Origin of the sequence: Pseudoduganella dura, assembly GCF_009727155.1 — a bacterium.
GTDB classification, from domain to species: domain Bacteria; phylum Pseudomonadota; class Gammaproteobacteria; order Burkholderiales; family Burkholderiaceae_D; genus Rugamonas; species Rugamonas dura.
Window position 1 is genome coordinate 3,368,977 of sequence record NZ_WNWM01000002.1, and the last position, 14,063, is coordinate 3,383,039.

A 14,063-nucleotide genomic window follows, 5' to 3' on the forward strand; every position below is an offset into this window, starting at 1 on the left:
CATGGTAACGTGTCCGTCTTATAATGTTCGTTTGGTAAAAATCTACGCAGGAGTACTACATGGCATCTGTCAATAAAGTCATTATCGTCGGCAACCTGGGCCGCGACCCGGAAATCCGCTACATGCCGAGCGGCGATGCCATCGCGAACATTGCCGTGGCCACTTCCTTCAAGTCGAAGGACCGTAACACCGGCGAACAGAAGGAAATCACCGAGTGGCATCGCATCTCGTTCTTCGGCCGCCTGGCCGAGATCGTTGGCCAGTACCTGAAGAAAGGTTCGTCCGTCTACGTCGAGGGCCGCCTGCAGACCCGCAAGTACACCGACAAGGATGGCGTTGAAAAATACGCAACCGACATCGTCGCGCAGGAAATGCAGATGCTCGGCGGCCGCGGTGGCGCGGGCGACGCGATGGGTGGCGGTGACGACATGGGTGGCTACGATGCGCCGCCGAGCCGCCCGGCACCGCGTCCGCAGCAGGCCGCCGCGCCGGCACCACGCCCGGCACCGAAGCCGGCACCGAACTTCTCGGATATGGATGACGATATTCCCTTCTAAGACCCAATAGGTAGTAGTCGTAAACAACGCCCTCCAAGTCTTTGATTTGGAGGGCGTTTTCTTTTTTACAATTTTTCTGCTTGGTAAGGTATATCGTGGCAAGGCCATCTTCTGAACAAGCTCCCCCAGTCTGTAGGGCTCGCGGCCATCAAACAGCTTTGGAAGAAATCGATTCGCTCAGGGACGCCGGAAGTAGGTGCCCCGAGCAGGGGCGCCTTGACGTGCTCGCTACTCTTGTTGCGGTGTACAAGGCTCGCCGGCGCCGCTCACGTGATTGAGTTCTTGCTCTACACGCCCGCTCCGTAGTGGCGCAGATGCCCATAACTGCTAGCCGCTGGCCGGTGACGTGCCGTCATTGCGCGCAATCCACGCTGGGGCCAACAGATACCTGCTCGAAAGCGCTCTGCGCGCGGTGCTACCCAAAGCAGTCATCGCTGGCATGCGCGAGCGCCCCGACCCGATCGGCGCATCGCTGAGGATAGCGGGGCGCCCTGAAAGTAGTACAGAGATAGCATTCCAGCTTGCCGTCCGTGGCCACGGGCAATAGCTACGACGACCTGGGGCACGCCGGGTGAGCCCCCGCATGACCAATCAAGCACCCCATCGCCATAACGCTTCACGCGGCAAGCGCCGGATAGTCCACATAGCCTCGGGAACCCCCGCCATAGAACGTGAACGGATCGGGCTCGTTGTAGGGTCCGCCCTGCGCGATGCGGCGCACCAGGTCGGGGTTGGCGATGAATTGCCGGCCGAAAGACACCATATCCGCCCGGCCGTCGCGAATCAGCCCGTCGGCCGCCTCGGGGCTCAAGCCACCGTTGGCGATCACGAAGCCGCCGTAGTTTGCGCGGACAAGCGACAGTAGTTCATCCATGTCCGGCACGCCGCCCCAGGCATTCGTGTCGGCCGCGTGGACGTAGCCGACCCCGTACTCTTCGAGCATGCGCAGCAGGTAGCCATAGGTATCGGCCAGCGCAGGGTCGCCGGCATTGTTGTACAACGCGAACGGCGAGATGCGCACGCCGATGCGCGAGGCAGGGAACGACAGCATCACCGACTCGATCACCAGACGCAGGAACCTTGCGCGGTTCTCGACGCCGCCGCCGAAGTCGTCGGTGCGCCGGTTCACAAGAGACGACAGGAACTGCTGCGGCAGGTAGCCGTTGGCCGCGTGGATCTCCACGCCATCGAGCCCCGTATCGAGCGCGTTGGCTGCCCCGATGCCGAATGCGCGGACGGCACTGAAGATCTCTTCCCGCTCCATGGCGCGCGACGGCGAGGCAGCGATGCGCGTGTACTGGCCGTTGCGCAGCATGCCGTACACCTGCAGCAGGTGCAGGTCGTCGTTGACGCCCGATGGCGACAGTGGCGCCGCGCCGCCGAGCAGGGCATAAGAGCTGACGCGCCCGCTGTGCCACAGTTGCATAAACAGCTTGCCACCATCCCGGTGAACGGCCGCCGCGACGCGCCGCCATCCTGCCACCTGTTCCGGTGTGTAGATGCCCGGCGCCAGCTCGAACGCCGCCGACATGGTGGAGACATTGGTGGCCTCCGAAATGAGGAGGCCGGCCGATGCGCGTTGTTGATAGTATTGTGCGGCGAGGTCATCGGGTACCCCGTCCCTGCCCGCACGGCTGCGCGTCACCGGCGCCATGGCGACGCGGTTGCCAAGGGCGAGGCCGCCGAGCATCGCGGGTTGCAAAATGGCTTTCATGGTTTGCTCCTTTGGTGTCTGCTGTCGATGAGGCATCGTAGCCGCAGCACGGGGTGGTGATAATCCATCCCGGCCGCAAAGGGGCTTTGCCCAATTCGCAAAGGAATCGATGGACCGCTTTTCGGAACTTAATGCCTTCTGCGCCGTTGCCACGAGCAGCGGCTTTTCCGCCGCGGGCAGGCTGCTCGGGCTGGTACCGTCCACGGTCGCGCGCCTCGTTGACGGCCTCGAGGCGCGGCTGGGCGCTCCGTTGCTGAACCGGTCGACGCGCCAGGTCACGCTGACCGAGGCCGGCACCGAATATTTCGTGAGGGCGCAGGCCATCCTGGCCAGCCTCGAAGAGGCCGACGCCGCCGCGGGTTCTGCACACTCGGGGCCGCAAGGACTGCTGAGGGTGAGCGCGCCGGTCGCCTTTACCCGGCTGTACATCGCGCCGCACCTAGCCGAGCTCCAGCTACGCCATCCGCGGCTGGAACTGGAACTGATGGTGTCCGACGCGCTGTCGGACATGGTGGGAGAGGCGATCGACGTGGCGATCCGCATCGGCGCCGCGAACAGCCAGCCGGACCTGGTGGCCAGGCCGCTCGCCGGCCACCGGCGCATCGTATGCGCCAGTCCTGCCTATCTCGAACGCTGTGGCACCCCGCAAGTGCCCGCGGACCTGCTCCGGCACGAATGCCTTCGCTTCGCGTACACCAGCCTGTTGCGCCGACCGGGATGGCGCTTCCTGAAGGATGGCGAGACCCTCGAGATCGCGGTGCGGGGCAGGCTCATTGCCAACAGTTCGGACGTGCTGCGCCAGGCGGCGCTCGATGGCGCGGGCGTCGCGCTGCTGCCCGACTGGCTGGTCAGCGCGGATGTGGAGGACGGCAGGCTGGCCGCCTTGCTGGCGGACTTCGAGAGCAACCCGGGCCCGATGGACGTGGGCGTGTTCGCCGTCTACCAGCCGAGCCGGCGCGGCTCCGGCAAGGTGCGGGCATTCGTTGACTTCATCGCCGAGCGTCTCAAGGATTCGTGTGGGATCGGCTGCCCATGATGCCGGCGCCGAGTTCCACACCCCACTGCCCCAGCTCGCGGGCCGCCGCCAGGCGCACGCGTTCCCAGGCGCCCAGCCGGCTGTCTGAGTAACCCTCGCGCAGCGCATGGGCCAACGCCATCGCATCCGCCGCCGCCTTGCCGGTACCGCTGGCGGTATGCGGCCGGATGACGGCCGCGGCGTCGCCCAGAAGCAGCACGCGCCCATCCCGCAATACCGGTGCCTGCAAATCGACGATCGCCTGGACGAACGGCTGCGCAGTCGCCTCGACCAGCGCCCGCAGCGAAGGCGCCAGGATGGAGCCTGCTTCCGCGCGTAATCCATGCGCCGTTTCGCGCGTCATGGCGCCGGGCGGCAGCGATGCCTCGTGTCGCTGGCCATCCCTGTCGGTCAGGATGGCATGGAGCATCGCGCCGGCAGCCACCGGGCGGTACCATACCCAGTTCCAGCGCCGTTGGCCAAAGCCGGTGGCGCCGTCCGTGCCCGGTACGGGATAGGTAAGGAACATGTGCCGCTCCCCTTCCTGGAACACGAACGTGTGGTCGAGCCGGTCCCGCAACGCTTCCGGCAGTTCCGTTTCCGGAATTAAGCCGCGCCACGCCACGTAGCCCGCATAGCGCGGCAGGAGATCGGGGAACATCTGCCTGCGCACCTTCGAGCGGGCGCCGTCGGCGCCAACCAGCAGATCGGCACGCACTTCCCGTCCATCCGTCAGTTGCGCGATCACCATGTCGGACCGCTGTTCGTATACCGTCAATGCTAGACCGGCGTGCACTGCCGGCTGGGCATCCCACAGCACGCCGTATAGCGCATTCCACGAGGTCTGCGTCTGCGGCATGTGCAGCCGCCGGATCACGTTGTCGTCCTGGTCGAGGAAGATGCGGTCGACCGTCGTTACACCAGGTGTGCCGTGCCAGCCGATATCGGCCTGGTGAAGGGCACGCAGCATGTCGCCCTGCAGCACCAGCCCGCCGCCGCGGCCGGACAGGTCCGAAGGCGAGCGCTCGAAGACTTCCACGTCCCATCCTTCGCGGCGCAGCAGTGCCGCAGTGGTCAGCCCGCCGATGGAACCCCCGATGACGACGGCCTTGCGGCCATCCGTTTTAGCTTCCTTGTTCATCGCACTTCCTTTCATTGTTGGCGTCAAGGTAGGGCGGGCGGCCGCCTTCGGCAAGGCGGCGCGGCGCAAAAGGCCTTTGCCGATCCTGCAAAGCCGGAGCGGCCGTCCGCTGCCAGAATCCACATCGCCTAACGCAGTTTAGGCGCCGGGGCACGCGTCCGGTTCCCTGTATAGCCTAGTCGCGCGCTGGCCAAAGGGCGGAGGCCAGGCGCTGCGCGTTATCCCATAATTTTTCGGACAGCCATAACCTTCGGAACGACGGTATCCGCCACCACCAGGAAGACGCATGAAGACCAAACTGATTGTCACCGGGCTGCTGGGCGCGGGCGCGATCCTCGCACTGTTATATGGCTGGAGCCGCGAGCCGGCGATGCCCGCCGCGGCCGCGCAAATGCCCGCGGCATCCGCCCAAGTGCTGGAGGAAGGACGGCGCATCGTCGCGCTCGGCGACTGCATGGTTTGCCACACCTCGACCACCGGCAGGGCCTATGCGGGCGGGCTGCCGCTGAAGACGCCGTTCGGCACCATCTACAGCACCAACATCACGCCGGATGCCGAAACGGGCATCGGGCGCTGGACCCAGGCTGCCTTCACGCGAGCACTGCGCCGCGGCATCGCCAGCGATGGCCACCTGCTTTACCCGGCCTTCCCGTATACGCACTACACGCGCATGAGCGACCGCGACATCGGTCTGGCGTACGCATACCTGATGAGCCGGCCGGCCGTGCACTACACCCCGCCGCAGAACGACCTCGTCTTTCCGTTGAACTTCCGGCCGCTGCTGGCGTTCTGGAACGTGCTGTTCCTCACGCCCGGCACCGGCTCGGAAGCGCCGCGGGATGGCACGACGATCAAGCGCGGCAGCTACCTCGTCGACACCCTCGGGCACTGCGCTTCCTGCCACAGCGGCCTGAATCCGCTGGGCGGGGAGCGCAAGCCGGCGTTCGGCGGCGGCGAGATCGACGGCTGGCATGCGCCGGCACTGACGCGGCTCGCGCGGGGGCGCAACCCCTGGTCCGAGCAGCAGCTTGCCGACTACCTGCACAGCGGCCTGGCCCTCGGGCACGGCGCGGCCAAAGGGCCGATGCGGCCCGTGGCCGAGCGGCTTGCCGAAGTGCCGCGCGCGGATGCTGTGGCTATGGCCAGGTACCTGATTAGCATCCAGGAAACCCCACCAACAGGATCGACCGGGACGTCGATCGCCGCGGCATCGGCAGCAAGCACCATCGCCCAAGGCAGAATTATCTTCGCCGCCGCCTGCGCAAACTGCCACGCCCCGCCCGCCGCGATGATGCGGATCGGCGGCCGCCCCGCGCTTGCCCGCAGCAGCGCCCTGCTGTCCGATACGCCGGTCAATTTCGTGCAGACCGTCCTCGCGGGCATCCCGTGGAACAGCGGCTCCGCCGTGTATATGCCGCCATTCGCGCCGGCCTTGACCGACGAGCAGATCGCCAGCCTGGCGGTCTACCTGCGCCAGGACTTGGGCGGACAGGCAGCATGGCAAGACGTCGCCAGGCAAAGCGCAGCCATTCGCAAGGAACTTCGACCATGACCACCAACCTGAAGCTGAACGGCCGCGCAACGCGGTTTTCCTCCGACCCCGACACGCCCCTGCTCTACGTGCTGCGCAACGAAGGGAGACTGAACGGCGCGAAGTTCGGTTGCGGCATGGGCCAGTGCGGCGCCTGTACCGTGATCGTCGATGGCGAAGCCGTGTTCTCGTGCCTCGCGCCGCTGGCTACGCTGGAGGGGCGCTCCGTGCGCACCGTGGAGAGCCTGGGAACGGCCACCGCGCCGGGGCCGCTCCAGGCGGCCTTCATCCGGCACCAGGCGGCGCAATGCGGCTACTGCATCGCCGGGATGCTGATGCGCGCGCAGGCCCTGCTTGACCGGATTCCGCAACCGACCGACCAGCAGATCCGCGAGCACATGGAGCCGAACCTGTGCCGCTGCGGCACGCACACGCGTATCTTCGCGGCCATCAAGGACGTGGCCAATGGAGGCAACCCATGAGCATCGACAACCAGGTCAATACAGGGCGCCGGGCATTCCTCGGGGGCGGCGCGTTGGTCGTCGCGTTCTCCTTGCTGCCATCGCTGGCTCGCGCGGAATTCAACGGCATGGGCGTGCCGCCGGTCGCCAACCCGAAGCTGGCGGGCAGCCTGCAGCGCACACCCATGCTGGATGCCTGGATCCGCATCGCGCCTGATGGCCGCGTGACCGTCTGCAGCGGCAAGGTGGAACTCGGCACGGGCGTGCGCACGGCGCTGATGCAGGTCGCCTGCGAGCAGCTCGCGCTGCCCCTGCAGGAAATCCAGTTCATCGCCGGCGACACGGATTTGACGCCGAACGAGGGCTTCACCGCCGGTAGCCACACGATGGCAGACAGCGGCACGGCGCTGCTGCACGCAAGCGCCCAGGTGGCCACGCTGTTGCGCGAGGGTGCCGCACGCCGCTGGGGCGTGGCACCGCGCCAGGTGCGGCTCCGCGAAGGCCGGGCCGTCGGGCCGGGTGGCCGTTCGATGCACTTTGGCGAGGCGATTGCCGGCATCACGCTGCGGCGCGCCGCGTCCGAAGTGTCGGAACTGAAGCCGCCGGTGACGTATTCGGTCATCGGCAAGGCGGTGCCGCGCGTGGATATCCCGGCCAAGGTGACCGGCGGCCAGGCCTATGTGCAGGACCTGCGGCTGCCGGGCATGCTGCATGCGCGTGTCGTGCGACCGCCGCGGCCCGGCGCGAAGCTGGCCGGCGTGGATGTGGACGCAGTGAGGAAAATGAAGGGCGCGCACTCCGTGGTCCGCAATGGCGACTACCTGGCCGTCATCGCGGCGGAAGAATGGCATGCGATCCAGGCGATGTACGCACTGACAGCCACTGCGAAATGGGAGGGGGGAGCAACGCTGCCCGGCCCGGGGACGATCCATGACTACCTGCAGCGCGTTCCGTCGCAGGACGAGGCGATCCTGCAGCGCGGCGGTGCGCTGCGCCCCGGGTTGCGCACGGTTCGCAACCGGTACACCCGGCAGTACGTGCTGCACGGCTCGATCGGGCCATCGTGCGCCGTGGCGCACCTGGACGTTGCGCGCATGACAGTCTGGACGCATAGCCAGGGCGTGTTCCCCCTGCGCCAGGCCCTTGCCGAAATGCTGGCGATGAAGCCTGACGCCGTGCACTGCATCCATGCCGAGGGTTCCGGCTGCTACGGGCAGAACGGTGCCGACGATGTCGCGGCCGATGCGGCACTGCTGGCCCGCGAGGTACCCGGCCGGCCGATCCGGGTGCAGCTGATGCGGGAGCAGGAAAACCTGTGGGAGCCGTTCGCCCCCGCCATGGTGAGCACGGTCGTCGCCGCCCTGGGCCCGGACAATCGGATCGACTACTGGCAGTACGAAGTGTGGAGCGGCTCGCACAACGAAAGGCCCGGGAACGCAGGCAAGCTGCTGCCTGCGCAAATGCTGGCCAGGCCGTTCGTGCCGTCGCCCTCCCTTCCCATGCCACAACCGGAGGGCGGCGGCGACCGGAATGCGCTGCCGCTGTACGAAGTGCCGAACATCCGCGTGGTGAACCACTTCCTGCCGGTCACACCGCTGCGCACGTCGGCGATGCGCTCGCTGGGGGCGCATCTCAATATCCTTGCAATCGAAAGCACGATGGACCAGCTGGCCGCGCTGGCACGCGTCGATACGGTGCAGTTTCGTCTTGCGCACCTTGCTGCGCAGCCACGCGCGCAGGCCGTGATACGCAGTGCGGCACATCGGTTCGGCTGGTCGGGCCAACAGTCCGCGCGGCCCGGGCACGGAATCGGTTTCGGCTTCGGCCAGTACAAGAACACGATGGCTTACGTAGCGATCGCCATCGAGATCTTCTTTGATGAGGACAAGCATGAGGTCCACGTGCTCAAGGTATCGGCGGCTGCGGATTGCGGGCAGGTCGTCAATCCGGACGGGGCCAGGAATCAGCTGGAGGGCGGCATCATCCAGTCCACCAGCTGGACGCTGCTCGAAGCGCTGCGCTACGGCGAGGATGGCGTGAAGAGCTTCGACTGGGCAACCTATCCGATCCTGCGCTTTTCCGGTGTGCCGCGCAGGATCGATATTGCATTGCTGGACCAGCCGGGGCAGCCCTTTCTCGGGGTCGCCGAGGCGGCGCAGGGACCGATGGCGGCCGCGCTGGCCAATGCGTTCGCGCACGCTGCCGGGAAGCGGGCATTGCACTTCCCCCTCTTGGCGGCCAGTTGATCCGGATGCAAAAACGGCGGCCATTCGGACGCCATTGGAAATGCTCTATTGCCGAGCAAGTGTAACTGTTGAGTGGTGCCTGAGCGAAGTAGATATCCCGCTCGGCGCGGTCTCGTGAGTCAACCGAACGGGTCGCGCATGGATGCTTGGAACGACCGAGGCGTATTCATCGATGCTGGGAGATGAAAATCCCCCAGTCGAGTAGGCCCCCCGGATTCAGCGGCGAGAACAGGTATGCCGCGTGTAAGATGCCAGTCATCGCTGTGGACAATGGCAATCGCTACATCCCAGCGCAGGTCACTGCTGATCTTGCCGAGTACATCGAAACAGAAGCACTATCGGCACGGGAAGCAGAAGTGCTGTCCATCGTGGCGGCCGGGAATTCGAACAAGCACGTGGCAAAGATCCTTGGTATCTCCGAGGACACCGTGAAGGTGCACATGCGCGCCGTTCTGGCCAAGTTGGGCGCACGTGACCGAACGCATGCTGTGGCAATCGCTTTCCGACGCGGCATACTTACTTCCAAGACCTGACCAAACCCATAGCTACAGAGAGCCCAAAGGGTCTTTGCATCAGGATGTTTACCCCATATTGGGTACTTCTTCGTGACATTCCTGAACTAGCAGGAACTCAGCCCAACTGGTGTTCCTTCGACAGGGGGCGGTGCCTCATTATGGGCTTTTTCTAAGCCGAGATGTCATGCCATCTGATCGCTCCCTGATTTACGTGACGCACATCGACCAGGTCATGGCGGCGGGAATCTCCGCGATCCTTGGATCGTCGCCGAATTTTGCGGTCGGCACTATCCATAGCAGCCCGACTATACCTGCAAACGTCAGCGCCATCGTCGCCGACTATCTCGAAGGGATGCGCCTTGCACGGGACGCTTCCTGGCCCGACGCCTGTCGTCCACCGGTCCTCGTGATTATGAACTTCGCCAAGGAAGTTCAGGTGCGCGACGCCCTCGATGCAGGCGTGCATGGCTATCTGCTCCAGGATTGTTTCACGGATGAGTTGATCGACGCGGTGAGCCAGTTGACCAAGGGAATGCGCTACGTATCGGCCAAAGTAGCCATGTCCATCGCCGCTAGCGTGACAGGCACATCATTGACGCCCCGGGAATCGGACGTCCTCCAATTTCTAGGCAACGGTTACTGCAACAAGGTAATCGCGCGGGAACTTGATATTGGCGTGGGGACCGTAAAAAGCCATATCAAGGGAGTGATGACAAGGCTCAATGCCAAGGCTCGTACTGAGGCCGTCGTCATAGCGTCCCAGCGCGGACCAATTGCTGCAAATGTCGATTCCTGTCCGGCTCATCGCCAGTTAAATTCGGGTCCCTAACAGGGTGACTCGGCGTCGGACTCTTTTACTCATACGCGTGTCGAAAACTCATAACCTACTCATCTCCGAATATGTCATCCATTACCGAAATCCTTCATTCGGGCACAGCACGGTCAATCGGCGCAGCGATCGCAGCGGGCAAGATCACCTCAACCGAAGCAACGAACTGGTATTTGGCGCGTATAGAACGCTTGAGCTTTGGCGAGGGTGGACTCAACTGTGTCCGCAGCATCTCCCCTTTGGCTCTTGAGGCTGCCCAGCGTGCTGATGCCGAGCTCGCAGCGGGCCGCTCGCGTGGCCCGCTGCACGGAGTACCCTACCTTATCAAGGACAACTTTTTTACCGCCGACGGCACGTACGCCTCCGCGGGATCAAAGGCACTTGAACACTTCATCCCGCCGTACCAAGCGACCGTTGTGCAGCGGTTGCATGACGCCGGCGCTGTGCTGCTCGGGAAGACCAATCTCACCGAGTTTGCAGATTTTGTCTCCGATAACATGCCCGCCGAGTTCAGCGGTGTAGCCGGCGTCGTTCGGCATCCCTTGGGCTTGCAGTTCGGCCGGGGCCAGGGATCCAGCGTGGGCTCTGCAGCAGCCGTCGCGGCGAGGCTGTGCGCCTTTGCGATCGGTTCCGAAACACAGAATTCGATCCAGGCTCCTGCCGTTTCCAGTTCGATCGTTGGCTTCAAACCGTCAGTAGGCTCCGTGAGCCGACATGGAATCATCCCCTTGGTTCCAAGCCAGGATTCACCTGGTCCTTTGACACTCAACGTCGACGATGCGGCTCTCGTCTTCGAAGTGCTGCAAGGTGCGGATATGCATGACACGGCGACCTTGGGCTCACATTTGACTGCGAGCCAAGGCGGTACGCTGCACGGTCTTCGCATTGGTGTGCCGCGTCGCTTTATAGCCGATGCAGTGATGAACGAGGACAGAAAACCCGCGTTCGACGATGTCCTCCGCATGCTGGCGGAAGCCGGCGCCGTCATCGTCGATCCATGCGATCTTCCAAGCGCCGAGCAGCTTGCCGACGTGCGCTCATGCGTGTTCCGTACCGAATTTAAAGCAAGCCTCGACGCAATGCTCCAGGCGCTGGTGCCATGCGGCATGTCATCAATGGCAGACATCATCGCCTGGAATCGTGAGCACCCGGAAGCAATTCCTTACGGCCAGTCGCTCCTCGAAGCGGCAAATGCTTCAACCGGCGTTCTATCGCCACAATACATCGATGATCGACGTCGCGATGTTGCCTTGAGTCTGGACGCTGGCATTCGGTCAGCATTGCTCGCTGGGCGCGCTGACCTACTGTTATCACCCATGACGGCCGCAGCCAAGTGCACCGGTAAGGCAGGCGCGCCAGTCGTGGCCATCCCGGTCGGAGCGGACCAGGCGGGAAATCCGTTTGGTGTGACTGTTCTTGCGCAACCAGGTCAAGATTTTGCATTACTCAGGGCAGCGCTTGAAATCGAGCAAGTGATCGGACAGCGCACCGAGCCCAACCTGGACTGAACATTCATAGGTTACCTGTTGGATGATGGGCCGCCCCGCGCCGGCCACAGCTAGAGGCCGGTGAAGACCCGTGGCAACCGATCACCAGGCCCCGATCAGGGGAGCGGATCGCTGCCATACGAGATAAGCATCGCCGGCAGCGCCAGGGTTATCCTTCAGGTACCAATTATTGGCAGCTTCTCGCCATTCCTTTTATCCAAAACCTTGAAAAGAGAAAAAATGTCAGTTGATAAAAAAGTCGAGAATCTTGGCGTTGCATGGGAAAAGCTCTTCGGTTATGTGCAGGCCGTTCAGGTGAAGGACACGATTTATATCTCTGGACAGCTGAGCCATGATGGAGAAGGCCAGCTGATAGCGCCGGCGGATGTCGACACCAACGGGAAGCCCGTTGATTTCTCGCAGATGGAAGCGCAATTGCGCCAGACCTATGTCAATGCGATCGCTTTGCTCGCCCGCTACGGTGCTACCCTTGAAGACGTCGTGGAAGAGACGCTCTATGTTCTCGATGTCGATGCCGCCTTCATTGCTGGCGGCAAAGTGAGGAAAGAAGTGTATGGGGTCGAGCAGCCGCAATGCGCGAGCAATCTCATTGGCGTTTCGCGCCTCGCGTTTCCTGCACAGCTGGTTGAAGTCACGTTCCGGGCCGTCTTGCCAGACCGCGGCTAAGCAATTCGTCCGCTACTCGCGCTTTGCGGTGCAAACGGCGCGAGCAAGCTGGCCACCATCATTTTTCCTCTGCTTGTCGGCGTAAGACGGCGCACAGCCGACGCTTACTTGTGCGCCGGCATCATTTCGTTTCCTGTTTTTCGACTCAAGGCGCAGGAACGACGCCTGCGACAGGTTCATATGTCTGGTAACGCACGTTATCGTCCGTCAAATGCTTGTATGCTTCAGTAATAAACATTTTAGAGATGGTTGAAGCTGGTAACCAGTCACCGACTTCTCCGTCCTCGACCTGACACGCACCATGTCTCCGCCGTCATGTCACCGGACTCGCCATCTCCAGAAAGGATCAGCATTTGACAGCCTCTGCTCCACCTGCCACCGCGGCGATGCCGCCGCCCGCCGATACCAGGGAAAGCCGCTTCGTTTTCAAGGTCGCCATCGCGGCCACGATGGGCGCGCTGGCGTTCGGTTACGACACCGGCGTCATCTCGGGTGCGCTGCCCTTCATGAGCACGCCGCAATCGGGCGGTGGTCTCGGCCTGACGCCGGTTACCGAGGGCATCGTCACCTCGGCGCTGGTATTCGGCGCCGCCTTCGGCTCGCTGATGGCGGGCACGCTGTCGGACCGGTATGGCCGCCGCACCACGCTGATGGGCCTGTCGCTGGTCTTCCTGATCGGCGTGCTCGGCACGACACTCGCTCCATCGGTGGCGATCATGGTCGCGATGCGCTTCGTGCTCGGCCTGGCCGTCGGCGGCGCCTCGGCCACGGTGCCGGTGTTCATCGCCGAAATGGCCGGGCCCAGCCGGCGTGCCAGGCTCGTCAGCCAGAATGAACTGATGATCGTCAGCGGCCAGTTGATCGCCTATGTGCTCAACGCGTTGCTGGCCCATTATTCGCAGTCGCCGCACGTGTGGCGCTACATGCTCGGTATTGCCGCGGTGCCCGCCGTATTGCTGGGACTGGGCATGCTGTTCGTGCCCGCGTCGCCGCGCTGGCTGGCCAGCAAGAACCGGATGAAGGAGGCGCGCGCCGTCCTCGAACAGATCCGTTCGAGCAACCGGCAGATCGAGACCGAGATGGCGGAAATGATCAAGCTGAACGGAATCGACCGCGAACAGGGCGGCTGGTCGGCGGTGCTCGGCACGCCATGGATCAGGAAACTGCTGTGGATCGGTATCGGGCTGGGTTTCATGGCCCAGTTCACGGGCGTGAACGCGTTCATGTATTTCACCCCGATCATCCTGAAGTCGACCGGGCTCGGTACCAATGCGGCGCTGACCGCCACCATCGGCAACGGCGTGGTGGCGCTGATCGCCACCTTCATCGGCATCTGGCTGATCGGCCGGCATGGGCGCCGGCCGATGCTGCTGACCGGCCTCGGTTTCGTCATCGCCACCCAGGCCGCGCTCGGCGCCGTACTGCTGTGGATGCCCGACGGACCCCTGAAAAGCTACGCCGCGCTGGCCTGCATCCTGTGCTTCCTGCTGTTCATGCAGATGCTGATCGCCCCGGTGTACTGGCTGCTGATGTCGGAACTGTTCCCGATGCACGTGCGCGGCGTGCTCACCGGTACCGCGGTGGCCTGCCAGTGGGTGTTCAACGGCCTTGTTGCCCTGCTGTTCCCGATCGCCATGGCCCAGTTCGGCAGCGCCACGTTCTTCGTGTTCGCCGCCATCAACGTGGCATCGCTGGTGTTCGTCGCGCTCTGCCTGCCGGAAACCAGGGGCAAGTCGCTGGAAGGGCTGGAAAAACACCTGGAGAAGGAACTGGCAGTGCGCGCCTGAGCTAGGTGATCGAAACCGTCGGATGAAAGCCCGCTTTTCCTTGTGAAAAGCGGGCTTTTTATTTGTGCCATCGGCGGCAGCCCTGCCTATTGG

Annotated in this window: 13 protein-coding genes; 10 read left to right on the forward strand and 3 right to left on the reverse strand. The window is 63.8% G+C overall.

What is annotated here, in order from left to right; genetic code table 11:
- Window positions 1–59 precede the first annotated feature (59 nt).
- Entirely contained in the window at window positions 60–557 is a 498-nt protein-coding gene (ssb, locus tag GJV26_RS14760) for a single-stranded DNA-binding protein (protein WP_155709472.1), read from the forward strand.
- Window positions 558–1,173: 616 nt separating this feature from the next.
- On the opposite strand, the gene GJV26_RS14765 is transcribed toward ssb, so the two are convergent.
- A complete protein-coding gene (locus GJV26_RS14765) occupies window positions 1,174–2,271 on the reverse strand; it encodes an alkene reductase (protein ID WP_155709473.1) in 1,098 nt (365 codons plus the stop codon).
- Between the two features lie 109 nt (window positions 2,272–2,380).
- On the opposite strand from GJV26_RS14765, the gene GJV26_RS14770 reads away from it, so the two are divergent.
- A complete protein-coding gene (locus GJV26_RS14770) occupies window positions 2,381–3,307 on the forward strand; it encodes a LysR family transcriptional regulator (RefSeq protein ID WP_155709474.1) in 927 nt (308 codons plus the stop codon).
- Here the strand turns inward: GJV26_RS14770 and GJV26_RS14775 are convergent.
- Window positions 3,276–4,427, reverse strand: coding sequence for an FAD binding domain-containing protein (locus tag GJV26_RS14775; protein WP_155709475.1), 1,152 nt, complete (start codon window positions 4,425–4,427; stop codon window positions 3,276–3,278). The genes GJV26_RS14770 and GJV26_RS14775 overlap by 32 nt on opposite strands.
- Window positions 4,428–4,713: 286 nt before the next feature.
- Here GJV26_RS14775 and GJV26_RS14780 point away from each other — a divergent pair, with 286 nt between their 5' ends.
- The 7 genes from GJV26_RS14780 (at window position 4,714) to GJV26_RS14810 (ending at window position 12,183) form a co-directional block, all read left to right on the forward strand.
- A complete protein-coding gene (locus GJV26_RS14780) occupies window positions 4,714–5,979 on the forward strand; it encodes a c-type cytochrome (RefSeq protein ID WP_155709476.1) in 1,266 nt (421 codons plus the stop codon).
- A complete protein-coding gene (locus GJV26_RS14785; protein WP_155709477.1) occupies window positions 5,976–6,440 on the forward strand; it encodes a (2Fe-2S)-binding protein in 465 nt (154 codons plus the stop codon). The genes GJV26_RS14780 and GJV26_RS14785 overlap by 4 nt, the downstream gene beginning before the upstream one ends.
- Window positions 6,437–8,665 carry a xanthine dehydrogenase family protein molybdopterin-binding subunit gene (locus GJV26_RS14790; RefSeq protein ID WP_155709478.1) on the forward strand — a complete coding sequence of 743 codons (2,229 nt, stop codon included), beginning with the start codon at window positions 6,437–6,439 and terminating at the stop codon, window positions 8,663–8,665. Before GJV26_RS14785 ends, GJV26_RS14790 begins: the two co-directional genes overlap by 4 nt.
- A 248-nt stretch (window positions 8,666–8,913) precedes the next feature.
- Entirely contained in the window at window positions 8,914–9,198 is a 285-nt protein-coding gene (locus GJV26_RS14795; protein ID WP_173346210.1) for a response regulator transcription factor, read from the forward strand.
- 166 nt (window positions 9,199–9,364) lie between these two features.
- Complete coding sequence (locus GJV26_RS14800) at window positions 9,365–10,009, forward strand: response regulator transcription factor (protein ID WP_155709480.1); 645 nt, start codon at window positions 9,365–9,367, stop codon at window positions 10,007–10,009.
- A gap of 71 nt (window positions 10,010–10,080) precedes the next feature.
- Window positions 10,081–11,517, forward strand: coding sequence for an amidase family protein (locus GJV26_RS14805; RefSeq protein ID WP_155709481.1), 1,437 nt, complete (start codon window positions 10,081–10,083; stop codon window positions 11,515–11,517).
- Between the two features lie 60 nt (window positions 11,518–11,577).
- Entirely contained in the window at window positions 11,578–12,183 is a 606-nt protein-coding gene (locus GJV26_RS14810) for a RidA family protein (RefSeq protein WP_229427890.1), read from the forward strand.
- 12 nt (window positions 12,184–12,195) lie between these two features.
- On the opposite strand, the gene GJV26_RS14815 is transcribed toward GJV26_RS14810, so the two are convergent.
- Window positions 12,196–12,363 (reverse strand): hypothetical protein, encoded by a 168-nt coding sequence (locus GJV26_RS14815; RefSeq protein ID WP_155709482.1) that lies wholly within the window; start codon window positions 12,361–12,363, stop codon window positions 12,196–12,198.
- 173 nt (window positions 12,364–12,536) lie between these two features.
- Here GJV26_RS14815 and GJV26_RS14820 point away from each other — a divergent pair, with 173 nt between their 5' ends.
- On the forward strand, window positions 12,537–13,970 hold the full coding sequence (locus tag GJV26_RS14820; protein WP_229419304.1) for a sugar porter family MFS transporter: 1,434 nt from the start codon (window positions 12,537–12,539) through the stop codon (window positions 13,968–13,970).
- The last annotated feature ends 93 nt before the right edge of the window (window positions 13,971–14,063 follow it).

What these genes read in the sequence shown, in the direction of transcription:
- ssb (WP_155709472.1), top strand. Translation starts at nt 60, where the DNA reads ATGGCATCTGTCAATAAAGTCATTATCGTCGGCAACCTGGGCCGCGAC.
- GJV26_RS14765 (WP_155709473.1), bottom strand. Translation starts at nt 2,271, where the DNA reads ATGAAAGCCATTTTGCAACCCGCGATGCTCGGCGGCCTCGCCCTTGGC.
- GJV26_RS14770 (WP_155709474.1), top strand. Translation starts at nt 2,381, where the DNA reads ATGGACCGCTTTTCGGAACTTAATGCCTTCTGCGCCGTTGCCACGAGC.
- GJV26_RS14775 (WP_155709475.1), bottom strand. Translation starts at nt 4,427, where the DNA reads ATGAACAAGGAAGCTAAAACGGATGGCCGCAAGGCCGTCGTCATCGGG.
- GJV26_RS14780 (WP_155709476.1), top strand. Translation starts at nt 4,714, where the DNA reads ATGAAGACCAAACTGATTGTCACCGGGCTGCTGGGCGCGGGCGCGATC.
- GJV26_RS14785 (WP_155709477.1), top strand. Translation starts at nt 5,976, where the DNA reads ATGACCACCAACCTGAAGCTGAACGGCCGCGCAACGCGGTTTTCCTCC.
- GJV26_RS14790 (WP_155709478.1), top strand. Translation starts at nt 6,437, where the DNA reads ATGAGCATCGACAACCAGGTCAATACAGGGCGCCGGGCATTCCTCGGG.
- GJV26_RS14795 (WP_173346210.1), top strand. Translation starts at nt 8,914, where the DNA reads ATGCCAGTCATCGCTGTGGACAATGGCAATCGCTACATCCCAGCGCAG.
- GJV26_RS14800 (WP_155709480.1), top strand. Translation starts at nt 9,365, where the DNA reads ATGCCATCTGATCGCTCCCTGATTTACGTGACGCACATCGACCAGGTC.
- GJV26_RS14805 (WP_155709481.1), top strand. Translation starts at nt 10,081, where the DNA reads ATGTCATCCATTACCGAAATCCTTCATTCGGGCACAGCACGGTCAATC.
- GJV26_RS14815 (WP_155709482.1), bottom strand. Translation starts at nt 12,363, where the DNA reads ATGAACCTGTCGCAGGCGTCGTTCCTGCGCCTTGAGTCGAAAAACAGG.